At 38.7% G+C, this 23675-nt stretch carries 27 protein-coding genes, 1 tRNA gene and 1 rRNA gene; 19 read left to right on the top strand and 10 right to left on the bottom strand.

The window, feature by feature from the left end; translation table 11 throughout:
- Positions 1-30 precede the first annotated feature (30 nt).
- The gene (locus MJX77_RS08285; protein WP_252061152.1) at positions 31-1098 is read right to left on the bottom strand and encodes a tyrosine-type recombinase/integrase; all 1068 of its coding nucleotides are present in this window, start codon (positions 1096-1098) and stop codon (positions 31-33) included.
- Between the two features lie 177 nt (positions 1099-1275).
- A tRNA-Leu gene (locus MJX77_RS08280) sits at positions 1276-1362 on the bottom strand.
- Between the two features lie 181 nt (positions 1363-1543).
- Between MJX77_RS08280 and queA the strand changes: the two genes are divergently transcribed.
- The 7 genes from queA to secF all read left to right on the top strand — a co-directional run bounded on the left by queA (position 1544) and on the right by secF (position 9133).
- Positions 1544-2581, top strand: coding sequence for a tRNA preQ1(34) S-adenosylmethionine ribosyltransferase-isomerase QueA (gene queA / locus MJX77_RS08275; protein WP_107881287.1), 1038 nt, complete (start codon positions 1544-1546; stop codon positions 2579-2581).
- Between the two features lie 230 nt (positions 2582-2811).
- Entirely contained in the window at positions 2812-3840 is a 1029-nt protein-coding gene (locus tag MJX77_RS08270; protein ID WP_252061150.1) for a hypothetical protein, read from the top strand.
- 82 nt (positions 3841-3922) lie between these two features.
- On the top strand, positions 3923-4492 hold the full coding sequence (locus tag MJX77_RS08265) for a LemA family protein (RefSeq protein WP_174728748.1): 570 nt from the start codon (positions 3923-3925) through the stop codon (positions 4490-4492).
- Between the two features lie 153 nt (positions 4493-4645).
- The gene (tgt, locus tag MJX77_RS08260) at positions 4646-5779 is read left to right on the top strand and encodes a tRNA guanosine(34) transglycosylase Tgt (RefSeq protein WP_004638765.1); all 1134 of its coding nucleotides are present in this window, start codon (positions 4646-4648) and stop codon (positions 5777-5779) included.
- Positions 5780-5876: 97 nt separating this feature from the next.
- The gene (gene yajC, locus MJX77_RS08255; RefSeq protein WP_003655131.1) at positions 5877-6206 is read left to right on the top strand and encodes a preprotein translocase subunit YajC; all 330 of its coding nucleotides are present in this window, start codon (positions 5877-5879) and stop codon (positions 6204-6206) included.
- Between the two features lie 51 nt (positions 6207-6257).
- Positions 6258-8159 carry a protein translocase subunit SecD gene (gene secD, locus MJX77_RS08250; protein WP_013196834.1) on the top strand — a complete coding sequence of 634 codons (1902 nt, stop codon included), beginning with the start codon at positions 6258-6260 and terminating at the stop codon, positions 8157-8159.
- A gap of 8 nt (positions 8160-8167) precedes the next feature.
- Positions 8168-9133 (top strand): protein translocase subunit SecF, encoded by a 966-nt coding sequence (gene secF / locus MJX77_RS08245; RefSeq protein ID WP_252061148.1) that lies wholly within the window; start codon positions 8168-8170, stop codon positions 9131-9133.
- 66 nt (positions 9134-9199) lie between these two features.
- Here secF and coaBC read toward each other — a convergent pair whose 3' ends face one another.
- Positions 9200-10453, bottom strand: coding sequence for a bifunctional phosphopantothenoylcysteine decarboxylase/phosphopantothenate--cysteine ligase CoaBC (gene coaBC, locus MJX77_RS08240; RefSeq protein WP_009389455.1), 1254 nt, complete (start codon positions 10451-10453; stop codon positions 9200-9202).
- 99 nt (positions 10454-10552) lie between these two features.
- On the opposite strand from coaBC, the gene radC reads away from it, so the two are divergent.
- Positions 10553-11272, top strand: coding sequence for a RadC family protein (radC, locus tag MJX77_RS08235; RefSeq protein WP_192834319.1), 720 nt, complete (start codon positions 10553-10555; stop codon positions 11270-11272).
- A 61-nt stretch (positions 11273-11333) separates the two neighbouring features.
- Positions 11334-12245: a bestrophin family protein gene (locus tag MJX77_RS08230; RefSeq protein ID WP_005309531.1), complete on the top strand. Its 912-nt coding sequence runs from the start codon at positions 11334-11336 to the stop codon at positions 12243-12245.
- 6 nt (positions 12246-12251) lie between these two features.
- Here MJX77_RS08230 and MJX77_RS08225 read toward each other — a convergent pair whose 3' ends face one another.
- Positions 12252-13103 carry a PHP domain-containing protein gene (locus tag MJX77_RS08225; protein ID WP_151827362.1) on the bottom strand — a complete coding sequence of 284 codons (852 nt, stop codon included), beginning with the start codon at positions 13101-13103 and terminating at the stop codon, positions 12252-12254.
- A gap of 44 nt (positions 13104-13147) precedes the next feature.
- Between MJX77_RS08225 and MJX77_RS08220 the strand changes: the two genes are divergently transcribed.
- From MJX77_RS08220 to mnmC, 4 genes are read left to right on the top strand one after another with little or no spacing between them, the layout of a single operon-like run.
- On the top strand, positions 13148-13762 hold the full coding sequence (locus MJX77_RS08220) for a septation protein IspZ (protein ID WP_252061146.1): 615 nt from the start codon (positions 13148-13150) through the stop codon (positions 13760-13762).
- Between the two features lie 34 nt (positions 13763-13796).
- The gene (locus tag MJX77_RS08215; RefSeq protein ID WP_005309522.1) at positions 13797-14099 is read left to right on the top strand and encodes a YciI family protein; all 303 of its coding nucleotides are present in this window, start codon (positions 13797-13799) and stop codon (positions 14097-14099) included.
- Between the two features lie 4 nt (positions 14100-14103).
- Positions 14104-14571 (top strand): SH3 domain-containing protein, encoded by a 468-nt coding sequence (locus MJX77_RS08210; protein WP_252061145.1) that lies wholly within the window; start codon positions 14104-14106, stop codon positions 14569-14571.
- 23 nt (positions 14572-14594) lie between these two features.
- A complete protein-coding gene (mnmC, locus tag MJX77_RS08205; RefSeq protein WP_252061144.1) occupies positions 14595-16469 on the top strand; it encodes a bifunctional tRNA (5-methylaminomethyl-2-thiouridine)(34)-methyltransferase MnmC2/FAD-dependent 5-carboxymethylaminomethyl-2-thiouridine(34) oxidoreductase MnmC1 in 1875 nt (624 codons plus the stop codon).
- A 38-nt stretch (positions 16470-16507) separates the two neighbouring features.
- On the opposite strand, the gene MJX77_RS08200 is transcribed toward mnmC, so the two are convergent.
- Entirely contained in the window at positions 16508-16822 is a 315-nt protein-coding gene (locus MJX77_RS08200) for a rhodanese-like domain-containing protein (RefSeq protein WP_002116171.1), read from the bottom strand.
- Positions 16823-16913: 91 nt separating this feature from the next.
- Here MJX77_RS08200 and MJX77_RS08195 point away from each other — a divergent pair, with 91 nt between their 5' ends.
- The 3 genes from MJX77_RS08195 (at position 16914) to MJX77_RS08185 (ending at position 18514) form a co-directional block, all read left to right on the top strand.
- Positions 16914-17402 (top strand): YajQ family cyclic di-GMP-binding protein, encoded by a 489-nt coding sequence (locus MJX77_RS08195; protein WP_004789065.1) that lies wholly within the window; start codon positions 16914-16916, stop codon positions 17400-17402.
- A gap of 35 nt (positions 17403-17437) precedes the next feature.
- On the top strand, positions 17438-17932 hold the full coding sequence (locus tag MJX77_RS08190; protein ID WP_005309511.1) for a DUF4442 domain-containing protein: 495 nt from the start codon (positions 17438-17440) through the stop codon (positions 17930-17932).
- Between the two features lie 75 nt (positions 17933-18007).
- Positions 18008-18514, top strand: coding sequence for a nuclear transport factor 2 family protein (locus MJX77_RS08185; protein ID WP_252061143.1), 507 nt, complete (start codon positions 18008-18010; stop codon positions 18512-18514).
- A 70-nt stretch (positions 18515-18584) separates the two neighbouring features.
- On the opposite strand, the gene MJX77_RS08180 is transcribed toward MJX77_RS08185, so the two are convergent.
- Genes MJX77_RS08180 through MJX77_RS08170 form a run of 3 tightly spaced genes read right to left on the bottom strand, consistent with a single transcriptional unit; the run spans position 18585 to position 20337 of the window.
- Positions 18585-19001, bottom strand: coding sequence for an acyl-CoA thioesterase (locus tag MJX77_RS08180; RefSeq protein ID WP_004789061.1), 417 nt, complete (start codon positions 18999-19001; stop codon positions 18585-18587).
- Between the two features lies 1 nt (position 19002).
- Complete coding sequence (gene trxC, locus MJX77_RS08175; protein ID WP_003655112.1) at positions 19003-19440, bottom strand: thioredoxin TrxC; 438 nt, start codon at positions 19438-19440, stop codon at positions 19003-19005.
- Entirely contained in the window at positions 19441-20337 is an 897-nt protein-coding gene (locus MJX77_RS08170; RefSeq protein WP_252061142.1) for an alpha/beta hydrolase, read from the bottom strand.
- A gap of 189 nt (positions 20338-20526) precedes the next feature.
- Here MJX77_RS08170 and MJX77_RS08165 point away from each other — a divergent pair, with 189 nt between their 5' ends.
- From MJX77_RS08165 to MJX77_RS08160, 3 genes are all read left to right on the top strand, one after another.
- Positions 20527-20862: a protein tyrosine phosphatase family protein gene (locus tag MJX77_RS08165; RefSeq protein ID WP_002116083.1), complete on the top strand. Its 336-nt coding sequence runs from the start codon at positions 20527-20529 to the stop codon at positions 20860-20862.
- A gap of 154 nt (positions 20863-21016) precedes the next feature.
- Positions 21017-21121, top strand: a complete 105-nt coding sequence (locus MJX77_RS19385) for a lipoprotein (protein WP_502806540.1) — start codon at positions 21017-21019, stop codon at positions 21119-21121.
- A 185-nt stretch (positions 21122-21306) separates the two neighbouring features.
- Positions 21307-22680: a dihydrolipoyl dehydrogenase gene (locus tag MJX77_RS08160; RefSeq protein ID WP_252061141.1), complete on the top strand. Its 1374-nt coding sequence runs from the start codon at positions 21307-21309 to the stop codon at positions 22678-22680.
- A gap of 59 nt (positions 22681-22739) precedes the next feature.
- Here the strand turns inward: MJX77_RS08160 and MJX77_RS19345 are convergent, their stop codons facing one another.
- Complete coding sequence (locus MJX77_RS19345) at positions 22740-23270, bottom strand: NMCC_0638 family (lipo)protein (RefSeq protein WP_353619245.1); 531 nt, start codon at positions 23268-23270, stop codon at positions 22740-22742.
- Positions 23271-23401: 131 nt separating this feature from the next.
- Positions 23402-23516, bottom strand: a 5S ribosomal RNA gene (gene rrf / locus MJX77_RS08150).
- Positions 23517-23675: the final 159 nt, after the last annotated feature.

The raw sequence follows: 23675 nt of genomic DNA, 5'->3' as shown, positions 1-23675 counted from the left end.
TTTAAGAATTCATTTAATAAATTAATGATTTTAAGTTAGTAAACGGCTTAGTCCAGTTGACTGATTCAATTCATCTAATATTTCATCATTAGTTGGATTGTAATAGGTCAAAGCCTGTTTGGGATCCTTCCATCCAAAAATTTTACACAGGGTCAATGCATTTTTAATGCGTTTGGCCATAAGTGATGCTGCTTCATGGCGTGAATCATGAAAAGTTAAATCTGAATTTTCTAGTCCAGCTTGTTTACGTGCCTTTCTAAACAATGAATCACGTGAAGAATCAGAAACAGTAAAAACTTTAGGACTCGCCTTTCGGTCAATTTTTAGAGCCAACGACCACAGCTGCAGTGCAAAATCATCTAACGGAACCTTTCTAGCAGTACCATTCTTTGTTTTATCCAACTGAACATAGCGTTTAGACAAAAAGACATGCTCAGGCAAGCGATTTACAATCTCTCCAGATCTCATTCCAGTGGCCATAGCAATAAGCCAAATCAATCCAACTTCCTGCATTTTAGTAGTTGGCACGCTTCCAGGTTTATATTTTAGAGCAGCAAGCATGCGCTGAAGTTCTTCAACTTCTGTACGTCTTTCACGATGTGGAGGCTTTTTGGGTTTTCTGAGATTCTCAACAGGATTAGATTCAATCCATCCTTTATCCTTTCGACACCAGTTAAAGAATGAAGACAACGTTGAATAATCACGCAAAATAGTTGATGGCTTGAGTGGCTTAATTGTTCTTTTAGTAACTGCATCTTCCCATTGCTTTAAAAACTCACCTTTATAACAACTAAGTGGCCAATCAGTATTTGGCAAATTTTCCTGATAATAGCGGATCCTTTGCATCTCTTTTTTTGCGGTAGCTTTAAATCTGGAAACTTCATCTGAGTAACGGCCAAGAGCCTCACGCATAGTAATAACAATTTTACTATTAAGAGCTTTTTGAGTTGAGTCATTTAAAATGAGATTACGTTCAGTCTCCTTGGCCCAACGGATTGCTAATTCTTTTTTTTCTAAAGTTTTAGTAACACGAACACCATTTAAAACAACATCTGCTTTCCATTTCTTATTAGGACGTTGATAAATCGACGTACTCATGTAAATAAAATCTCCTTAATCATTCTCAAATTTCCGACCGGGTGGAAAACGGGTGGAAACATATACCAAAAAAAACCGTGAAATACCGTAAAAAAACATAAACGCCAGAAACGACAAAGCCCCAAGCCTTTGATATATAAGGCTTGGGGCTTTGGAGAATCTAATAGATTCTGAATCTGGTCCCGAGGGTCGGACTCGAACCGACACGTCATCTCTGACAGCGGATTTTGAGTCCGCCGCGTCTACCAATTTCACCACCTCGGGAGAGGAAGTATGTTTGTGTTGCGTATATTAGCGCGTTTGTAAAACTTGTCAAACCCTAAGTGAATATTATCGTTCACTTTTAGATCACTTAAACATTTTTCATGATTTAGGCCATAAGCACAGCCATAAAAAAGCGAAAAAGTTTATACTAGGCCCAATTTTTGCGGTGTTTTTTCTAAATATGCAACTGTCTGACTTTTCCTTTGAATTACCTGATGAACTTATTGCCCGTTATCCTCTTGAATCACGTAGTGCTTCACGGTTGTTACACTTAGACTCAAAGGGTCAATATCACGATCACATGTTCACAGACATTATCGATCTGTTTGAAGAAGGTGATCTGTTAGTGCTCAATGACACCAAAGTCATGAAAGCACGACTTAAAGGAAAACGCTCTACAGGCGGTGCTATCGAGATTTTGGTTGAGCGCATGCTGAACCACACCACAGCGTATTGCCATATTAAATCAAGCAACTCGCCTAAAGCGGGTGCTGAGCTTTATGTCGGTGCCGATAACATTCCTGTGATTGTACGTGGCCGCCACGAAAATTTATTTGTGGTTGAGTTTTCACAGGCAATTTTGCCTGTACTTGAACAATATGGTCAGTTACCTATTCCGCCTTACTTTAACCGTGAAGCAGAAGAAATCGACACAGAACGCTATCAAACGGTTTTCCATAATCCAGAGAAAATTGCCAGTGTTGCAGCACCTACTGCAAGCTTGCATTTTGATGAAACACTTTTAGAAAAATTAGAACAAAAAAATGTTCAAAAAACTTTTGTGACTTTACACGTCGGAGCTGGCACGTTTATGCCAGTCCGCACTGATGACATTACCAACCATATCATGCACAGTGAATGGTGTGATGTACCTCAAGAAACCATTGATTTAATTTTGGCGACTAAAGCACGTGGCAATAAAGTGATTGCCGTTGGTACAACAGCAACACGTGCTTTAGAAAGCGCAGCTCAAGCTCATGGCGGTAAAATCGCGGCTTGGACTGGTGACACGCAAATCTTTATCTATCCGGGCTATGAGTTCTGCATCGTAGATCGTTTAATTACCAACTTCCATTTGCCAGAGTCTACTCTGCTGATGTTGGTGTCAGCGCTTTCAAATCGAGATAATATTTTGGCTGCCTATGAACATGCAGTTAAAAGCCGCTATCGTTTCTTTAGTTATGGCGATGCAATGTTGGTTGATAAATTAGACGTTTAAAGACTAAGGCTGGGTTAAACCATATCGGTTAATGGAAAGGTTTAACCCAGCCCAAATACTCACAATAAAAAATAATGACTTTAGCTCTGTGAGTTGCAGAAATTTAGCAATGAAATCAGGCATCAACTTTTAAAGAAAAATTCTCAATTTAGAAATATTTAGTATTTATCTCTTTCAATTTAAAAGATAATCTAGAAATAGCTCTTTATGATAATGAACTCATTACTTCCATGCCAATCGATACTGTACAAGAAGCTCTTCATATAAGGCGTAAAAAAAATACACAGGTTTTTCGCAATATCGCTCGACTTTGGGATGCTGGACAAAAATCTCATTCAGCCCAAGAGCTTTTAGATGCTTTACATCCATGGCGTGAAGATCACAACCTTCGCTTTTTTAATGTGCTCCCCTATTTACTCGCCATTTGCAGTATCACAATATTAAGTTTTGGTTATTTTCTTCATCCACATATTCAATATATTTGGAGTTTTTTAGGTGCCTTTTTAACAGGGTTTCTGGCGTATTTACTCTATCAATCTCAAGAACCTTTAACGCAAGTTATTCATTATCTAGAACAACGTATGGTGATTTTGCGTTACGATTTACAGTTTCAGCAGTTACCAGCTTATCTTCCCATTCATGCTCAGCCAGTTTTAGTTCTGAGTAAACTAAAACAGTATTTCCCTCTGTTTAACCGAGGGACTGAGTCTAACGAAATTACTCAGTTTGCTTCGACGACATGGAATGATGGAGTAACCGATCATCAAGTCTTGCTGTTTCAATATCATTACGTTAATGAAATCCCTATTATTCAAGACCAAAATAGCGATAAAAAAATTATAAAAGAAATTCATAAAGATTTATGGGGCGCTTTTATATTTCAAATGCCAGCTTTGGGTATTGCTGTTAGCAATCAACGTTCTCGGTTTTTTGTACCCTACAGCAGTAAATGGCAAAGTAGCGATATTTTAATCAACCAAAAACTTAATATTTTTGGGGTTAATCAACACCAGTTAGCCAAAGAAATCAGTCCGAGTTTAACTTTAAAATTAAATGATTTTTTTCAGCACTTTAAAGGTGATTTAATTTATCATCACGAAGAACAAATTTTGTGTTATCTGGGTGAGCAAAATCTTTTTCAGACCACCAGTAAGCAAAGTGAAATTCATGATGTTTCAGCATTGCGTGGACACTTACGAACCATGACCATGCCGCAATATGAAAAATTTCAGCAATTAATGTTGAACTTAATTAAATAAATCTCTCGTATGACTTAATTGTCGTCTCATTAAAAATGAGAAGTCAAAAGTACACTGAGGGAATAACAATAAGGAACTGACCATGACTGGTTTATTTATTTTCCTGGGGATTTTTGTTGTACTGATCGTCTGGGGCGTTCACATCCGTAATACCATCGTACGTTATTTTAATGCGACCAAACGCGCTTGGTCTGAGGTTGCCAATTTCGAACGTCAAAAGGTAAAGACTTTAGAGGCTCTTGAGACAACACTTAATCAATATACTCATTTTGAAAAATCGACATTAGAAAAAGTCACTGAGTTACGTCAGCAAATTCTTAATTTAAATGTGAATAACACTGATATTTCTCAGCTCCAACAAATCGAGAAAATGAGCAAAGAATTGATTCGCAGTTTAAATGTTGTTGTTGAAAACTACCCTGAGCTTAAAGCCGATTCACTCTATAGCAAGATGATGGACGACATTCAGGAACAAAACGAAAATGTAGGTGCTGCGATTAGTATCTTTAACCGTAATGTCGAGCTGTTCAACAACCAGATTGAAGTATTCCCTAACAATCTTATCAATACACTAACTTTATCCAAGAAAGCGATTCGCCCTTTTAAGGATAATCTTGTTAATGAAAATTTTGACTATAAACCTAATTTTTAATAGGAAAAAAACAGCCCCTAACCTGTCGGAAATTTTATCTATTTTATAACCAGCTACATTTAGTAGTAGAACTACATCGCAGAATCAAGGAAAATAGCTCTCTTTTTAGCAGCGAACTGTTTCTTCGCCTCTGCTCGTGTTCAGGATTTTTAGATGAAGTTTGAAAAATTAGGTCAGTCGGGGCGCGCCCGTCGTGGTCGTTTAACTTTAGAGCATGGTGTTGTTGAAACACCTGTTTTTATGCCAGTGGGGACTTACGGCACAGTCAAAGGTATGCTACCGCGTGATATCGAAGACATTCAGGCACAAATTATTTTAGGAAATACGTTCCATTTATATTTGCGTCCGGGTCTTGAAGTGATTAAAGAACACGGCGGTTTGCATAACTTTATTAAATGGGATAAGCCAATTTTGACTGACTCTGGCGGTTTCCAGGTTTTTAGTCTTGGCGCAATGCGCAAAATCAAAGAGGAAGGTGTTACTTTCCGCTCGCCGATTGATGGTTCAAAAGTGTTTCTATCGCCTGAAATTTCTATGGAAATTCAGCAGGTATTGAACTCTGACATCGTCATGATTTTTGATGAATGTACACCTTATCCTGCAACGCATGAAGAAGCACAAAAATCATTGCAGCTTTCTTTACGCTGGGCAAAACGTTGTAAAACTCATCATCATGATGAACTCAAAAATAAGAATGCGTTATTTGGCATTATTCAAGGCGGTATGTATGAAGACTTACGTGACGAGTCTTTAAATGGCCTTCTTGAAATTGGCTTTGACGGTTATGCGATTGGCGGCTTATCTGTAGGTGAACCTAAAGATGAGATGATCAAAGTTTTAGATTATCTACCAAGCAAAATGCCACAAGACAAACCGCGTTACTTGATGGGCGTTGGTAAGCCGGAAGATATCGTTGAAGCAGTGCGCCGCGGTGTCGATATGTTCGACTGCGTAATGCCAACCCGTAATGCGCGAAATGGTCATTATTTTGTCACTGATGGTCTGGTACGTATTCGTAATAGTAAATATCGCCATGACCAGAGTCCGCTCGATCCACATTGCGATTGCTACACTTGTAAGAACTTTACCCGTGCTTATCTATTCCATCTTGAAAAATGTGGAGAGATGTTAGCGTCTATGCTCGGTACCATTCATAACTTACGTTATTACCAACGTTTAACTGAAGGTATGCGTGATGCATTAGAGAATGGCACATTTGATGAATTTGTTCAGGACTTTTATGCCCGCCGTGGTTTAGAAGTTCCACCATGTCCGGTTGATGAATAAGCCCGATTTGCGCTCAACCTCAAGACAAGGTAAATTGCAAAACGAATTAGGATTATGTCAGGTATCTGACTCATATTTTTAACTTTAGGAAATCAAAATGAGCTTTTTAATTTCTGCTGCACATGCAGCACCGGCAGCTGGCCCAACTACAGGTATTTTGCCAAACATCTTGATGATTGTTGTATTCGTTGCAATCTTTTATTTCTTAATTTGGCGTCCTCAAGCAAAGCGTGCTAAAGAGCACCGTTCTTTAATCGAAAGCTTAGGTGTAGGTAGTGAAGTTGTGTTCGCTGGTGGTTTAATGGGCAAAGTGACCAAAATTGAAGGTGACTATGCAGTTGTTGAACTTAGCCGTGGTGTAGAAGTAAAAATTCAGCGTGCCAGCGTAATTTCAGTATTACCTGAAGGCACTCTAAATAACCTTTAATCATAAAACAGTCGTGCTTTAGCACGACTTTTTCATTTAAGAAGAAAGCGAATGCGTTACCCTGCATGGAAATATTTACTGATTCTGGTTGTTCTGGTAGTCAGTACATTATACGCACTGCCTAGTCTATATCCGGATGAGCCCGCCGTTCAAATTTCCGGTGCCAAAGCTGGTACCCAAATTGATCAAAGTGTGGTGCAAAAAGCAGAGCAAATTTTAAAAACAGCAAATATTGCAAGTCACGATAATACTTTTACAAATAATGCTGCCCTCTTGCGTGTCAGCTCTTCTGAAGCGCAGTTGAAAGCAAAAGAAGTATTACGCCGTGACTTAGGTGATCAATATGTTGTTGCCCTAAACCTTGCACCAACCACACCGGAATGGTTGCAAAAAATTGGGGCAAAACCAATGAAACTTGGTTTGGACTTACGTGGTGGTGTCCACTTCTTGCTTGAAGTAGATATGGACAAAGCCGTTGCCCAACGTATGGAAACTTCTGCCACTGATTTGCGTCGTCAGTTCCGTGAAAACAAGATCAAATTTAATAATCTTGCATTAACAAACAATGTAATCACTGTTCAATTTGCTGACAATGCTGACCGTGATGCAGCAATGGATTTTCTACGTCGTAATGGGAATGAATATACCCAGCAGGCATTAGCAAGCTCTACAGGTTCTACTTTAAAGCTTACTTATACCGATGTACGCCGCCAAGAAATCCAGTCATATGCGGTAAACCAAAACTTAACAACATTACGTAATCGTATTAACGAACTTGGTGTTGCAGAAGCATTGGTACAAAGTCAGGGTAGCAACCGTATTGTTGTTGAATTACCGGGTGTGCAAGATACAGCTGAAGCTAAACGTGTTTTAGGCCGTACTGCAAACCTCGAATTCCGTTTAGTTTCTGACTCAAATGATCAATATATTGACCCATATACAGGTAAATATAATGGTCAACCTTTACCGCCGGGCACAGAAGTTTTTGCTTATGAGTCTTTAGATAGCGGTCGTCAACTTTTGTTGCAACGTAACCGTATCTTGACTGGTGAACGTGTTCAAAATGCAAGCTCTGGCTTTAGCCAAGACTCTGGTGGTGCCGAGGTAAATATTACCCTCGACAGTGCTGGCGGTAAGCTTATGTCCGATGCAACTCGTAATGCTGTTGGTAAACGCATGGCGGTATTGTTCATCGAAAATAAGCAAAAAATTACTTATGTCACAGATCCTAAAACTGGTGCACAAACAGAAGTTCGTACTCCATACACTGAATCTGTAGTCATTAATGCTGCAACTGTTCAGGCTGTTTTAGGTTCAACTTTCCGTATTACCGGTTTAAGTTCTCCTCAAGAAGCATCAGAGCTTGCATTAATGCTACGTGCAGGTGCTTTGGCTGCGCCAATGTATTTTGTTGAAGAACGTGTGGTTGGTCCAAGTCTTGGTCAAGAAAACATTGATAAAGGCGTATTATCAACTCAAATCGGCTTCTTGCTTGTTGCAATCTGGATGGTGGTTTTCTTCCGTCTATTCGGTTTAATCGCTAACTTTGCACTTGTTGTTAACTTGGCAATGATTTTAACCGTGATGTCTTGGATAGGGGCTTCCCTCACCTTACCGGGTATTGCTGGTATCGTTATTACCATTGGTATGGCGGTCGATGCCAACGTATTAATATGTGAGCGTATTCGAGAAGAAATGCTCTGGGGGGCCTCGCCCAAGCAGGCCATTGTGGCCGGTTATGATCGAGCTTATAACACCATTTTTGACTCGAACTTAACCACGTTCCTCGTTGCTTTCATTTTGTTTGCAATTGGTACAGGTCCGATCAAAGGTTTCGCCGTAACATTAATGATTGGTATTGTGTGTTCGATGTTTACTGCAATTACAGTGACTCGTGCAATTGTACAAATCATTTATGGCAAACGCCGTAACTTGAAAAAGTTGAGCATTTAAGGAGATCGATGATGACTAAAGTGACTCAACAAGATTCAAAACAATATGGACGTCCGGATGATGCAAAAATCATCCCGTTCATGAAGATTGCCAAACCTGCGGCAATCTTCTCGATCCTGATTACATTGGCGAGTATTTTCTTTATTGCGACTAAAGGTCTTAACCTCGGTTTGGACTTTACAGGTGGTGTTTCAGCTGAGCTTAACTATGCTCAACCAGCAAACCAGTCTGACGTTATTCAAGCGCTCGACAAAGCTGGCTTTAAAGATGCTGTAGTACAGACACTTGGTAGTAATAAAGACTTACTTGTGCGTATGCCAGTACAAGAAGTTAAGGTTGAAGATCTTAATAACGCGATTACTAAGGCTGTACAGCTGCCAAACAATGCCGCAGAAGTTCATAAAGTTGACTCTGTAGGTGGTCAAGTTGGTAACGAGCTGTATGTTCGCTCTGCTGGTGCGGTTGCCCTTGCACTTATTTTAATGTTGATCTACGTGACGATCCGTTTCGAGTTTAAACTCGCGATGGGTGCCGTAATGTCTTTATTCCACGACATCATCATTATTATTGGTGCTTTTGCATTATTCCAATGGCCGTTTGACCTTACAGTTTTAGCTGCGGTACTTGCTGTTATTGGCTTCTCGCTTAACGATAACATTGTAGTGTCAGACCGTATCCGTGAAAATTTCCGTAAAATTCGCGGTGCATCTCCTCGTGAAATCGTCGATATTGCTTTAACCGAAACTTTACGTCGTACTATTCATACATCAATGACCTTATTGCTTGTCGTTCTAGCAATGATGTTCTTAGGTGGTGATGGTCTACACTGGTTCGCTGTTGCAATGTTTGTTGGTGTCTTTGTAGGTACTTACTCTTCAATTTATATCGGTACAGCATTTGCCTTATGGCGTGGTCTTAACCGTCAGGACTTCATCGTTCAGGTTAAACCTGAATTTGAAGATGACATTCCTTAAGTTGGATAAAGTAAGACATATAAAAAAAAACCGCGATTAATTCGCGGTTTTTTTATTTAGAACATATTATTTACGGCGTAATGCATCCGAAATTGCTTCAACCAACTGTTGAGAAATTTCTTGTTTAGATGCTTTTTCTAACTCACGCTTTTTCATGTGATAGTTTTCAGCAAAGAAAACTGTCATCGCATTTTCATCAGAAGCAAAACCAATATCTGCACGTGACACATCATTACATGCAATCATATCGAGCTTTTTAGCAACCAGTTTTCCTGCCGCATATTCTTCAACATTTTGTGTTTCAGCGGCAAAGCCCACCATAAATGGACGTTTTTCCTGACCAGCAATGGTTGCCACAATATCCGGATTTTTTACAAGGGAAACATTCAACTCATCCCCTGCTTTCTTAATTTTATGCTCGGCAACTTCTGCTACACGATAATCAGCGACTGCGGCAGTTGCAATGAAGATATCACAGCCTGTTTCTAACGAGTCCATACTGATATCTAACATCTGTCTTGCAGAGGCAACATTTACTCTTTTTACACCATTCGGTGTATCTAAACTTACAGGTCCAGCAATCAGAGTCACTTGTGCACCAGCAGCGTAACAAGCAGCCGCTAAAGCAAAGCCCATTTTACCAGTACTGTGGTTCGAGATATAACGAACAGGGTCAATTGCTTCACGTGTTGGCCCAGCCGTAATCACAACTCGCTTACCTGCCAACAACCCAAATTTTTCAGCAATTGCACGTTGAGCCTGATGGAAATAACCAGCCACTTGCTTGGCAATTTCTTCTGGCTCTGGCATACGACCTAAACCAACATCACCACACGCCTGCTCACCCGCATCTGGCATGATCACATGCACACCATCTTCGACCAAGGTTTGTAAATTTCGTTGTGTAGCTTTGGCCGCCCACATTTGCTGATTCATGGCAGGTGCAACCCATACAGGAGATTTTGTGGCCAAAAATACTGTACTGAGCAAGTCATCTGCCAAACCATGTGCAAATTTTGCCAAAGTATCGCAACTTGCAGGCGCAACCAGTAATAAATCAGCCCAACGTGCTAATTCAATATGTCCCATTCCAGCTTCAGCCGCAGGGTCTAAAAGTTCAGTATGGACAGGATTACCAGAAAGAGCCTGAAAAGTTAGTGGGGTAATAAATGCCTGAGCACCATGTGTCATGACCACACGCACATCAAAGCCATAATCTTTGAGGCGGCGGACTAAGATGGCACTCTTATAGGCAGCAATTCCGCCAGTAACAGCTAAAACGATGTTTTTATGAGGAATAACACTTAGATCAAAGCTCACGAACAGGATACCTTACTGTTGCAGTGGCGCTCACAATAGCATTAAATACGCGCAGACCCAAGATTGATTGGGCAAACAAAATAAAATTTTAAGCGAATTATGCTGGGGAATATGAATACTTCTATTAAAAATTGGCCCGAACAAGAGCGGCCAAGAGAACGGTTATTACAACAAGGCCCTCAAAGTCTCTCTGATGCAGAGCTATTGGCAATTTTTCTTCGCTCAGGTTCAAAGCAACATTCAGCAGTCGAATTGTCACGGTTACTCATTCAACATTTTGGTAGTCTAAATGCAGTATTTGATTCATCGTTAAGCGAATTAACTCAATTTAATGGAATAGGAGCAACGAAATATTCTCAATTACTGGCAGTCAAAGAACTCGGACGGCGTTATCTCGATCATCACTTTCAGAAGAATGATCTTAGTCTTCACTCTTCTGATTTAGTTTTGGATTATTTACGCTATGAATTAAAAGGTGAAAAACAAGAAGTCTTTGCTGTGCTGTGTCTAGACCCAGAATTAAGAAAGCTCCATTTTAAAAAGCTTTTTTTTGGTTCAATGCAGCATTGTGCGGTCTCGGTTAATCAAACTTTACGCTACGCCTTACAACAACATGCTTGCCAGCTCGTTATTGCACACAATCATCCATTTGGTTCAGCACAGCCTTCTGCTGAAGATATTGCCTTAACTCAACAGCTGGAAAATGCATGCAAGCTTGTCGAAATACACCTCTTGGATCATTTTATTATTTCTCCAGAAGGAAGCTTTTCATTTGCTGAACAACAACTGCTCAACCCCGCAACAATATCAGTTCAATAATATTGACAAAGCTTAACTAAGCCTAGAAGATCAAAACAAAAATAGTGATGCTTAAAATAAAATGATTGTTCGTGATCAACCTAGTATTTTCAAAGTTTTATTCTCTTGGCGAGGGACAATTTTACCCAAAATTCTCCCCTCCTTAGGGTTTGTTATGTTGATCTCAGCAATCATTGGTGGCGTGGAATATATTAACCTTTATCGCTTTCCAGAAATTCCCTTGGTTGGCTTTACTCTGATTGGTGTCGTGCTTTCTATTTTTTTAGGATTTAAAAATACTGCATGTTATGACCGTTGGTGGGAGGCCCGAAAATTATGGGGTGTTTTAATTGCAACTTCTCGCCATTTTGACCGTGACTGCCGAATTTTGACTCAGGCCCGCCGTGAACGTGTCATTCAACATGTGATTGTTTTTGCTAATGTATTACGTGATCGTTTACGTCGTCAGACAGCGAACCCAACTGAGTTAATACAAACCAGTGGTATGAGCCAGCAAGCACTCACCCAACTCTATCAGCAAAATAATGCCCCTCAATACACGCTGAGCCTTATTCACTGGGAATTATTACAAGCACTTAAAGAAGGTGAAATCTCTGACATCATCTATGCACAGATGAATAAAAATGTTTCAGATTTAAGTGTTGTGCAAACTGGCTGTGACCGAATTGCCAATACACCTATTCCATTTGCCTATTCAGTTTTGCTCAATCGCACTGTCTATTTTTTCTGTTTTATGTTGCCGTTTAGTCTTGGTTCATTGCTTGGTTTAGCAACACCTTTACTGGTTGGAATTTTGGCATATACATTCTTAGGGCTTGATGCACTAAGCTCGGAAATTGAAGAGCCTTTTGGTACTCAAAGCAATGATTTACCTTTAGATGCGATGGTACGTAGTATCGAAATTGAACTTTTAGGAACGCTAGGCAAACCGACACCACCTCCAATTCAAGCTCAAGATAATAACTTGCTCTAAGCGCTATTAGAGAAAACGCTCCCAAACACCTTGCTGATTAGCCGTTGGTTTAGGTGTATTTCCCAATTTAATCCATGGCATATTTTCACCATGAAAATCACTGCCAATCGATACAGCTAATTGATATTGCTCAATCATCCGATCAACCATTTGGCGAGTAGATAACGTTTCCATGGGTGGGGGTAGCTCAATTGCATCTCCACCTGAAGTTGCGAACAATTCAATTAAATATCGAATGTTAGTTGCAGATAAATCATAACGAGTTGGATGTGCTAAAACTGCCAGCCCTTTACTTTCATGAATCATGTCAATTGTTTCTTTTAATCCTAACCCTTCAAACTTAACAAAGGCACGTCTTCCCTCTTTTAAGAAACGATCAAATGCCTGTTGAGGACGGGTTACTACATTCTTCTCGACCAATGTTTTAGCAATGTGAGTTCTTGTCACTCGATCAGCCTGATTTTCCACTTTGGCAAGAACATCTTCATAGATCTGAAAACCAATACATTTTTCTAATAAATCACAAATGACTTTAGCTCTTTGCGCTCGTACTCTTTTTTGTTGTTCTAATGCTTCTAAAATTGGTGCTTCATCTTGCATGTTTAAAGCAACAATATGTACACCATAACTCTTTTTGGTTGTTGGGCGTGACCACTGACTCGAAATTTCCGTACCAGAAATGATTTTTAAATCATGACCTTGCGCAGCAATTCTAGCTCGCTGCAATCCGTCCATTGTATCGTGATCAGTTAAAGCCAAAGTATGCAAATTCACATCAATAGCAGCTTGCACCAGTAATTCCGGAGACAAAGTTCCATCAGAAATATTGCTATGTGTATGTAAATCTATGCCTTGCATCTTTTATACTATGCCATTCACCAAACCTGATCAGATACTCTAACATGAAAGCACTTCTGGACTTTGTTCCATTAATTATTTTCTTCTATTTATATAAAACAGTTGATCCAGCTAACGCCCAGCATCCTTTACTTAAACTGATCGGGTCTGCGGGCGGTGCAGATAATAATAATATTCTTGTAGCAACTACTGGTCTAATTATTTCAATGCTCGTGGTATATGGTGCCCTATTTATTTTCCAAAAATTCCGTCTAGATAAACAACAATGGTTTGTATTGTTTATGACTGTGATTTTTGGTGGCATCACGCTCATGCTAAGTGATGATTTCTATATTCGTCTGAAAGCTGCAATTTTAAATTTGTTTTTTGCAGGCGCATTCTTGGTTTCACCTTGGTTTGGTAAAGACCGTAAGCCACTCATACGACGTTTATTTGATCCTATTTTAGAGTTAAGTGAAAAAGGTTGGAAAAATCTAAACTTCGCTTGGGCAGTCATGTTTGTAGTGATGTCTTGTTTGCATGTGTTCTTCGCATTTTTATTTCACGGCGGAAAATATTGGGGCGAATTTACTGCATTTGGTGACATGATTGTGATGTTTTCATTTATCATTATTCAGTTCATTATTTTACGTAAACATTTTAAGTCACCAGACGCTTAAAGTGGTTCCTGATTGATTATAGAGATACGATTACATGCCTTTTTTTGTTCTAAGCTGTACCGATAACGAAGGAACTTTAGAGAAGCGCTTAGCAGTACGCCCTCAGCATATCGAACGTCTACAAAAACTCGATGATGAAGGCCGCCTTGTTACAGCGGGTGCTATGCCAAAAGATCCTAATGATCCGCAAGCAGGCTTCTATGGTAGCACCATGATTGTTGAATTCGACAGTCGCGAAGCATTAGATGAATGGTTAAAAGAAGAACCATTTCTCAAAGAAGGCATTTATGCCCATATTGATGTAAAACCGTTCAATAAAGCATTTCCAAAAGGGTAATCGCATGCAGCCTGCAATCAAAAGCTTTCTTGGCTTGTGTTTGATATGTTCAACTGCTGGAGCAGTTGAACCTGCTGCAACACCAGCAACACCTCCACCAAGCGCGCCTTCAACTCAGGCAGCTAAACCCACTCCTACAGCACCAACTGGTGTAAAAACAGCGACTACTGCTCAACCACTTACAGCTGAACAACTCGTAAAGAATAAACAACAGCAAGATGCGAAAATCAAAGCTCTAGTTCAAGATCAGGCATCTCGCTTAAAACAGTTAGAACACGCCAATCTTGAAGCACTTGCTCAGAACCAAGAGTTACAGTTAAAAAACGACAGTCTCTCTGTTCAGGTTCAAGTCTTACAAAGCGAACGTAGTGCGCAAATGTTTTTATATGGCGCGGTTACCTTAGCGGGTGGCGTATTGCTAGGATTCTTTATTGCTAGTTATATCCATACAAAACGTCGACGCCAGTGGTAAATCCAAGCAATCTATTAAACCAAATGAACGTATCAAACCGTATCCAAACAGCAGAACTGGATTGGGAATTAATCGATGGTATCGAGGTTCCCATTTCCAAACAATTTGGTGATGTCTATTTCTCCAAAGATAATGGCTTACTTGAAACACGACATGTTTTTCTAAATGGTAATGACTTATCAGAACGCTTAGCCAATCTAAAAGATTTTGAATATTTCAGTGTAGGAGAAACCGGTTTTGGTACAGGTTTAAACATTCTTGCACTCTGGCAACTTTGGCAACAAGTTCGTCCAGACAATCAAAGTCATTTACATGCAATTAGTGTTGAAAAATTTCCCTTAAGTAAAGCTGACCTTATCCGTGCTTTAAATGTCTGGGATGAGCTTAAACCACTTGCAGAGCAGTTAATTGAACAATATCCGCTCCCTATTGCTGGATGTCATCGCTTAACTTTTCCAAACGAGCGTTTTAGCATCGACCTATGGTTAGGAGATGCACAAGACATTTTCCCAAGCATAGCGAAAACTAAAGCAGTAAATGCTTGGTTTTTAGATGGCTTTGCGCCCTCTTGCAATCCAGAGCTGTGGGAACAAAATGTTTTAAACCATATTGTTCGTCTTTCTGACTATGGCAGCACATTTTCCTCTTTTAGTGTCGCGGGTGTTTTAAAACGTGGGCTAAAGGCGCACGGTATTAGTATTTCTCGTCCACGTGGTTTTCGGCATAAACGGGAAATGCTCAAAGCAATTTGGAATCCACCTCAATCTGATGATGAAGCCTCACAATTAGACCAAGTTCAGTCATTGGGTAAAGAACAGCAGCATATTGCGATAATTGGGGCCGGTGTAGCAGGTTTAACTACGGCGTGGGCATTTGCAGCACGTGGGCATCAAGTCACCTTATACGAGCAAACAGAAGCATTATCTGGCGCTTCTGGAAACCCTTTGGCATTGCTTAATCCTAAACTATGTCCGATTGAACAAAGCCATGAACATCTCATGACTTTAAGTTGGCAACATGCCTTAAATTTTTATAAAAATTTTCAAGCATTCCGCCCACTTCAAATACAACAAGTCGCATTGAAAAATGCAGAGGAACTTCTCGATCTTGTAAACCAATATCCAGCTGATGTTGTTACCCATTCAACAAACTCACTTGAAACTGCATATTCTAGTGTTTCACTGACCGAAGCGGGTTCTGTTTCACCACATCAACTACGTGATGAAATTTTGCAACATCCTTTAATTACTCTCAAAATTGCCAATATCACAGCATTGGTTCCTTTTGAAAATAAAGTTCAATTGCAGACTGGTAATGACGTTATTGCAGAAGCAGACCATGTTGTTGTGTGCTGTGCTCGGGAAAGTGCTGTTTTATTTGAAAGCTATCCACAGTTAAAACCAATACGCGGACAAGTGAGCTGGGTTAATAATTCTTTTGCTCCCCTACCTTTAAATGAAGCTTATAGCTATGGTGGGTATTGTATGCAACTTGATGCTTCACAGATGATTTTAGGTGCATCTTTTTACCCAAATCGTGAAGATCAAGATGTGCTTCCCGAAGACCATGTGCATAACTTTGAATTAATCCACAGCGTATTCCCTGCATATGCAGAAAAGTTACCATCAACTTCGACGTGGCAAGGCCGTGCATCTATCCGTGCACAAAGCTTAGATTATTTTCCTCTGGTCGGAAAAATGCTTGAGAATAGTCGAATTGCTACTTTTGCTGGTCTTGGTTCTAAGGGCTTTCTATTTGCTCCGCTATGCAGCGAGATCTTAATTGCCCAGATATTAGGAGAGGCTTGCCCAGTACCGGACAGCTTATTACAAAAACTGAATCCGCAAAGGTTTCAAAAAAAAGTAAAACCTAAAAAGCCATATTTCAAACCACAGTAGTCTTCTTCAAAAAAAAAGCACCCTAGGGTGCTTTTTTTTTATGCGCCCTGCTCTAGAGGCAAGCCAGCATCACGAGCTGCACGTGTCCCCCCCATCAGCACGACATATTCACGCGAGGCATCCAATCCTTCTAGTTTCTCAGCTGCACGAGGAGCTTTGCTACCACCACCACATAAAATATAAATCGGCTGACCCGCAGAGACCTGGTTCAAAATATCAGCATTCAAATCATTAATCGGGCGATTCACCGCACCTTTAACATGCCCTTCTGCATAAGCATTAGTATCACGGACATCCCAGATAACAGCATTTTCTGGGAATTCAAATGTTGTAATTTCTTGTTTACGGATCATTGTGCACTCCTTTGATGTAAACAACACTTGGCAAATGAAGAAAACCCTCTTAGCATCTCAAATATTCTTTCACTTTGTAAAGGTCTAAACTATGCCTTCTTTCGATATTGTCTCTGAATTAGAGTTATTTGAGGTTAATCATGCTGTACAAAACACACAAAAAGAGATTGCAACACGCTTTGACTTCCGTGGTCATGATGTTTCAGTCGAAATAAACGAAAAAAATAAAGAAATTAAAATCAGTACAGAAAGCGATTTTCAGTGTGAACAAGTTTATAACATGTTAGAAAATCACTTTTATAAACGTAAAATTGATGTACAAGCACTTGATCCACAAAAAGCCGCTGCTTCAGGCAAAAATTTTGTACAAGTGATTAAACTTAAAGACGGTCTTGACTCAGATACTGCAAAAAAAATTAATAAAGCCATTAAAGAAAGTGGCGTTAAAGTGCAATCTTCTATCCAAGGCGACAAAATTCGTGTAACAGATAAAAAGCGTGACACTTTACAACAAGTCATGAATTTTTTACGTGAACAGCAATTTGGTGTGCCATTACAGTTTAATAACTTTAAAGATTAATCTCTTTTCGTGACATTCAAAGCTAAGGTAATTCCATGTCTCAATCCAATCGTCTATCAAAACTGGTAAAAGCGACTTCAAAATTCCCTAAAGGTATTCGGAGCACGCTTTGGAGCAAGGCGTTTGGTCGTATCGTGCCAATGGTGGGTACAGCAAATATCCGCTATCAGGAAGTAGACTCAAACCACGTTACTGTCCGTTTAGAAAACCAGAAAAACATGCAAAATCATATTAAAGGAGTGCATGCTGCGGCGATGGCTCTTTTAGCAGAAACTGCAACAGGTTTTCTAACCGGTTTACATATTCCTGATAACCGCATTTTATTAATCAAATCATTGCATGTAGATTATTTAAAAGTGGTTGAAGGCGGTTTGACTGCTACAGCAACATTGTCTGCTGAACAGCAAAAGTTTATTGCAGCTAATGAGAAAGGTGAACTTGTGATTCCGGTTACAGTCATTGATGATGCGGGCAATGAACCAATCCAGTGCCAAATGCTGTGGGCATGGTTACCTAAACGTAAGAAATAATAACTAATCTAAAGTACTTTTAGATTTTTATTTGCCTCAAGATATAAAAATTATTTTTTGTATCTTGAGGTTAAAATGAAAAAAATACTGATTCTTTCCTCTTTATTTACCAGTTTAATATTTGCAACAATAACGACTCATGCGAATGAATCTCACGTTAAAACCAGTAAATTAACTTCGACCAAATCAGAAGCGATAGATAAAGTAAGTGCTCAAAACAAAAGAATAGTCATCGACTTTTATGAAGGCGTCTTTTTAAAACATAAAGTCAAAGAATATGCAGACCGTTATATTGGTCAGCAATACATTCAGCACAATCCTAATGTGCCAGATGGGAAAGCACCTTTCGTTAATTTCTTCACTGAAAAATTTCAAAAGAATCCACAAGCTAAAAATGAGATTAAACGTGCGATTGCTGAAGGTAATCTTGTCGTTTTACATGTCCATTCGACTGAAAATGAAAAAGATCGAGGAAGAGCGATTATTGATATATTTCGTGTCGAAAATGGAAAAATTGTAGAGCATTGGGATGTGATACAAAATATTCCTGAGCAAAGCAAAAATACCAATACGATGTTTTAATTCTAAAAATGATTTCTTTATCTAAATTAAGAATTAAAGCCTGAATACTGATATTCAGGCTTTATACGTTTTATTGAGTATCTAAAAACTTTTGTCTTGCTTCTTCGGGTATTTGACGCTTATTACCTTTTACATCCACTGCTACAAAGGTAAAGACTCCTTCAGTAATACGTATTGGCTCACGAGAGTCATCATGACTATCCCAAACTTCAATTTGCATCTGAATAGAAGTATTTCCAACTTTTAAGATTTTGGTATAGCAGCTAATGACAAAGCCAACCTTTACCGGAACCAAAAAGGTCATTTGATTAATGGAAATCGTAGCACAACGGCCACGACTGAAACGTTCTGCGTGAATTGCTCCAGCCAAGTCCATTTGTGACACAATCCATCCACCAAACACATCACCACTCCAGTTTGTATCTGCTGGCATGGCAATCGTTTGTAAGGATAAAATTCCTTCTGGTTTGGTATAAGCTTCTGACACCTTAGCTCCCGAAATTCGTTTGAAGTTGTTGATCGAGCCACTGCTGCAATTCAGGCGCACGTAATGCACCGCTAATACGCGCGACCTCTGTCGTTTTATTCATTAAGACAAGTGTCGGAATACTTCTCACATGAAAAGCTTGGCTCAAGCGAGGAGATTCTTCGGTATCAATCTTGGCAAAAATAACGCCTGGATTCTGTTTTGCGACCTGCGCAAAATGTGGAGCCATCATTTTACAGGGTCCGCACCATTCTGCCCATAAGTCTATGAGAATAGGTAAATCACTATTCGTGATGTAGTTACTAAAATTTTGCTCATTTAGTTCAATAGGCGCAAGCGGTAGTAATGGCTGATGACATTGCCCACAGCTTGGTTGCTCAGGAAGTTTTTCTTCTGGAACTCGGTTTTTAGCACCACACGATGCACATACAATAATCATTTACATCACTCCTATATGCTGATGTAAAAATTCTAATTGGGTTATCACTGCTTTTTCAAACCATGAACCGTGATAGATATCAAAATGTTTCATATCCCACTCATGATAACTCACAAAAGGTGCAATATTTGTCGCAGCTTCGCGACTGGACTCAATAGGAATAAGTGAATCTTTTTGGGCTGCAATAAATAAAACCGGAATATTAATCTGACGTACAACCTGAATTGGACGGTATCGCATCAAATTAAAAAAGACACGAGCTGGGACTTCCCCGCTCCAATAATAGTCAGGATTTACAATCGATAGATAGCCATAATAACTATCTGCTGTAGGCATAAAGCATAAATTATGTTGATCAACCACAGGCAACCGCTTTGGATTAAGCCCCATTTTTGATCCCATATAATCCTGACTCGATAACTTCAATGCTTGAGGATAACGTTGCAAAGGATAGAGCTTTGCAGTTTCAGCGCCATCTACATAAGGAATTTGTACTAAAATTGCCTGAATATTCTTTAATTCAGAAGCTAGGCTTAGCGCATATCCGCCACTTAGAGAAGTTCCCCACAGCACAATCCTTCGGTTATCTACAAGCTTACAGGTCGAAGCATATTGAATAACGGTCTTCCAATCTTCTAATTGGGAATTGATTGAGACCATTTCTCTAGGCTTGCCAGTGCTCCCACCCCAATATCGATAATCAAACAAAATAACAGCATAACCTGCTTGAGCGAACCGCTGAGCGTATTGAATTAGTTTAAATTGACGCAACGCAGCAAAACCATGGGCCATAATAATTACGGCAGATTTCTTATTTGTTTGAGGAATATAAAAATCAGCTGCGATCGTTTCCTGACCACATGGAACATATAAAGGCTCAACCGTATAAGCGTGCATATGTGCTCCGTTGCAATAGAATATGAATAACCAATTTTAAAATAGCGCGATGATCGTTTTTAAAATTTATAACTTAGCTATAAGACATAACTTTCTCAGTCAGAACAACACAAGAGTGTCTTGTATCTCAGGTTAAGCTTAATGCTATGATACAGCATAAGAGGTTTTGTTAAATTTTGGAGTGACGAAATGTCAGATAATGTTGGTTTCGCAGGTCAAATTGGCCCAGAGCATGTTGGCCAAGTTGTAGAAAAAGGATTTAAATCGATTATCAATAATCGACCAGATATGGAAGGCGGCCCAGAACAGCCTACAAGTGCTCAAATTGAAGAAGCAGCACGCCAAGTAGGTCTAGACTATGTTTATCAACCTGTTGTAGCTGGACAAATTACAGAGCTCGATGTACGCACTTTTGCTAATCATTACAACGAGTTGCCAAAACCTGTACTTATGTTTTGCCGCACAGGAAACCGTTCAAATAATCTATATCAATTAGCAAAACAAATGGATTTATTAGACGACTAATTTTAAAAAATTAATATTCCATAAAACCCTATTTCTTCCTTAAAGTAGGGTTTTTTGATAACTTATTTTGCATATCTCTGCACGAATTCAACAGAACTAAAAATAATATTGATCTAAAGTATTTAAATCTTTTTTGAATCATTTATTAATTTTTATGAATAAATTTATATTCGCTCTTTTAAGCTGTTTAATTCTTACAGCATGCTCCTCAACGCAAGTTAAACCTACAGTTGGAGTAACTATGGGCACAAGAGTTTAAGCATGTCATTAATGGTATAAGTATTGAAGGTCAGTCTACTAATCAAAATGGAACTGTTTCAACCACTTTAAAAACACCTTTTATGCAAAAATTTACATTTTAAAGCTAAATAATTAGAACCAAACCCTCTGTTCAACAGGGTTTTTCTATATATTCTAAATATCTATTAAAATAGCTTAATGACAATGTTCGATATTATTATCATTGGCGCAGGTACTGCTGGTATTAGCGCATATAAAGAAGCCATAAAACATACCAATAATATTTTAATTATAAATGATGGACCATGGGATACCACTTGTGCTCGTGTAGGTTGCATGCCAAGTAAAGTCCTCATCTCTACAGCAAACCGTATGTTTGACATTCAAAATGCTCAAGAGGTTGCTTTGGATGTATCTGCAAAAATTAATACAGATCAAGTGATGCAGCACGTACAAACTTTACGTGATCGTTTTACACAAGCAACATTAAAAGATGTAGAACAATGGCCTGCAGAACATAAAATTTCTGGTAAAGCACATTTTATTGATTCACAAACTGTAGAAGTTAATGGGCAACAGTACCAATCAAAAAGTTTTATTCTCGCTGTCGGTTCAACTCCTAATTATGATCAAACCTGGAAAAAAGAACTTGGTAATCGGCTTATAACAACAGATCAAATATTTGAGTTAAAAACACTGCCTAAATCTATTGCTGTCATTGGAAGTGGTGTGATTGCTCTTGAGATTGCTCAATCAATGCATCGTTTAGGTGTAGAAACTACAATCTTTGCTCGTAGTAAACGAATTGGAGTACTTACTAGTTCTAGGCTTCAACAACTTGCACAAAAAGAGCTAGGCAAAGAGTTAAAAATTCTATTCGAAACTCTACCAAATGAAGTTAAATGCAGTGAAGAAAACGTTGTATTAACTTACCAACTTAATAAAACAGAGAAAACTCTCAAAGTTGAATATGTTTTAGCAGCAACAGGCCGTACAAGTTTAATTGATACTTTAAAACTAGAAAATATTGATAACTCTTTTAAAGATATTAAGTTATTACCTATAAATGCAAAAACCAAGCAGTTAGATACATATCCGATTTTTATTGTGGGTGATGCTTATACCTCAACACCACTGCAACATGAGGCAGCACATGAAGGGAAAAAGGTTGTTTATAACTGTTTGAATTATCCACAAGTTAATTCAGTTAAGACGCTTACTCCATTAGGAATTGTATTTAGTCATCCAGAAATGGCGATCGTCGGGCAAAGTTATAAGCAATTAAAAGATAACGGTATAGACTTTATTACAGGTGAAGCCTCTTATGAACGGCAAGGAAGAGCTATAGTTCTTGGGAAAAACAGAGGTGCGATTGAGGTTTATATAGATAAAGAAAGTCAAAAACTTCTTGGTGCTGAATTATTTACAGAAGCAACAGAACATATGGCTCATTTATTAAGCTGGATAATAGGTGAAGAATTGACTTTAAATGATATTCTAGAGAAGCCTTTCTATCACCCTACTCTAGAAGAAGGTCTTCGCACTGCTTTAAAACATGCTCGCAGACAGTTGAAATAATCCATTTAGAAGAGCTCTCTTAATAAAGTCTGGCTCTTCTATACATTAAATTATTTTCATTAATTCATTTGATGAGAAATAACCGCAACTAATGAAGCATTCTTTTCAGATGAACTAGTATATACCCATGTTTCTAAAGCCTTACCATCTTTAGAAATAATATAATTTGTTGTAGTCAAATTTTTATCTTTAGACATTTCTTTTTTATAGGTTAAACCAGTAGATTTTGGAGGTAACCAACTTTCTAAATTCTTTTGAATTTCAACTGGATTTCCTTTATTTATAAATAATGAACATACACCATTATTGAGTTGAGTAATAACAAACTTTCCTTCTGAAGAGTTTATCATCCAAGCCCGACCATCATAATTCTTTAAAAACTGTGCGGCATACTCATTAGGCATTTGAATAAAACCCATATTTTTTGCTTGATTATTTATTATTTCTGGGTTTCCTCTCGAACTAACACAAATATTTAAAAAAGCTTTTGTGCTGAATAAGCTTTCCACAGCTTCATTAGCATAAACAAGTTTACTACCAAATATTATAGCTAGCATTAAGACAAATATTTTTAATCGGATAAATTTCATTATCTAATAGTCTCTTTATCATTTTAAATTATTTGGTTTATACCATAACTCATTCAAAAATTAATAGATTAATTTAATTTCCCATAAAGAAACACCCCGGTTTCTTTCGAGACCGGGGTGTTAGAATAATGAGCTGGCGATGACTTACTCTCACATGGGAAACCCCACACTACCATCAGCGCTAAGAGGTTTCACTTCTGAGTTCGGGAAGGGATCAGGTGGTTCACTCTTGCTATGGTCGCCAGCACAACTGGTATGGATACTTGCATTGGTCTTAATATGCCGATGCGTTTTCCAAATCTTTACAGATGGGCTGATTGAATCTTACTTTATTTGTTCATTTTAGCTAAGCATATAACTAAATCAAGTTGCTTTGCATATTAATGAATCGATTGATGCTTTATA

The sequence above is a fragment of the Acinetobacter sp. AHP123 genome, assembly GCF_023757925.1.
Taxonomy (GTDB): Bacteria; Pseudomonadota; Gammaproteobacteria; order Pseudomonadales; family Moraxellaceae; genus Acinetobacter; species Acinetobacter oleivorans.
This window is presented reverse-complemented; position numbering and strand designations above follow the sequence as displayed.

Excerpts from the sequence above, each read along its gene's own strand:
- MJX77_RS08165 (WP_002116083.1), top strand. The coding sequence starts at position 20,527 with ATGTCAGATAATGTTGGTTTCGCAGGTCAAATTGGCCCAGAGCATGTT.
- MJX77_RS08170 (WP_252061142.1), bottom strand. The coding sequence starts at position 20,337 with ATGCACGCTTATACGGTTGAGCCTTTATATGTTCCATGTGGTCAGGAA.
- secF (WP_252061148.1), top strand. The coding sequence starts at position 8,168 with ATGATGACTAAAGTGACTCAACAAGATTCAAAACAATATGGACGTCCG.
- trxC (WP_003655112.1), bottom strand. The coding sequence starts at position 19,440 with ATGATTATTGTATGTGCATCGTGTGGTGCTAAAAACCGAGTTCCAGAA.
- MJX77_RS08185 (WP_252061143.1), top strand. The coding sequence starts at position 18,008 with ATGAAAAAAATACTGATTCTTTCCTCTTTATTTACCAGTTTAATATTT.
- MJX77_RS08265 (WP_174728748.1), top strand. The coding sequence starts at position 3,923 with ATGACTGGTTTATTTATTTTCCTGGGGATTTTTGTTGTACTGATCGTC.
- MJX77_RS08190 (WP_005309511.1), top strand. The coding sequence starts at position 17,438 with ATGTCTCAATCCAATCGTCTATCAAAACTGGTAAAAGCGACTTCAAAA.
- queA (WP_107881287.1), top strand. The coding sequence starts at position 1,544 with ATGCAACTGTCTGACTTTTCCTTTGAATTACCTGATGAACTTATTGCC.
- secD (WP_013196834.1), top strand. The coding sequence starts at position 6,258 with ATGCGTTACCCTGCATGGAAATATTTACTGATTCTGGTTGTTCTGGTA.
- MJX77_RS08200 (WP_002116171.1), bottom strand. The coding sequence starts at position 16,822 with ATGATCCGTAAACAAGAAATTACAACATTTGAATTCCCAGAAAATGCT.
- MJX77_RS19385 (WP_502806540.1), top strand. The coding sequence starts at position 21,017 with ATGAATAAATTTATATTCGCTCTTTTAAGCTGTTTAATTCTTACAGCA.
- tgt (WP_004638765.1), top strand. The coding sequence starts at position 4,646 with ATGAAGTTTGAAAAATTAGGTCAGTCGGGGCGCGCCCGTCGTGGTCGT.
- MJX77_RS08270 (WP_252061150.1), top strand. The coding sequence starts at position 2,812 with ATGCCAATCGATACTGTACAAGAAGCTCTTCATATAAGGCGTAAAAAA.
- MJX77_RS08195 (WP_004789065.1), top strand. The coding sequence starts at position 16,914 with ATGCCTTCTTTCGATATTGTCTCTGAATTAGAGTTATTTGAGGTTAAT.
- MJX77_RS19345 (WP_353619245.1), bottom strand. The coding sequence starts at position 23,270 with ATGAAATTTATCCGATTAAAAATATTTGTCTTAATGCTAGCTATAATA.
- MJX77_RS08285 (WP_252061152.1), bottom strand. The coding sequence starts at position 1,098 with ATGAGTACGTCGATTTATCAACGTCCTAATAAGAAATGGAAAGCAGAT.
- MJX77_RS08220 (WP_252061146.1), top strand. The coding sequence starts at position 13,148 with ATGAAAGCACTTCTGGACTTTGTTCCATTAATTATTTTCTTCTATTTA.
- MJX77_RS08210 (WP_252061145.1), top strand. The coding sequence starts at position 14,104 with ATGCAGCCTGCAATCAAAAGCTTTCTTGGCTTGTGTTTGATATGTTCA.
- MJX77_RS08215 (WP_005309522.1), top strand. The coding sequence starts at position 13,797 with ATGCCTTTTTTTGTTCTAAGCTGTACCGATAACGAAGGAACTTTAGAG.
- radC (WP_192834319.1), top strand. The coding sequence starts at position 10,553 with ATGCTGGGGAATATGAATACTTCTATTAAAAATTGGCCCGAACAAGAG.
- MJX77_RS08230 (WP_005309531.1), top strand. The coding sequence starts at position 11,334 with ATGATTGTTCGTGATCAACCTAGTATTTTCAAAGTTTTATTCTCTTGG.
- yajC (WP_003655131.1), top strand. The coding sequence starts at position 5,877 with ATGAGCTTTTTAATTTCTGCTGCACATGCAGCACCGGCAGCTGGCCCA.
- MJX77_RS08160 (WP_252061141.1), top strand. The coding sequence starts at position 21,307 with ATGTTCGATATTATTATCATTGGCGCAGGTACTGCTGGTATTAGCGCA.
- mnmC (WP_252061144.1), top strand. The coding sequence starts at position 14,595 with ATGAACGTATCAAACCGTATCCAAACAGCAGAACTGGATTGGGAATTA.
- MJX77_RS08225 (WP_151827362.1), bottom strand. The coding sequence starts at position 13,103 with ATGCAAGGCATAGATTTACATACACATAGCAATATTTCTGATGGAACT.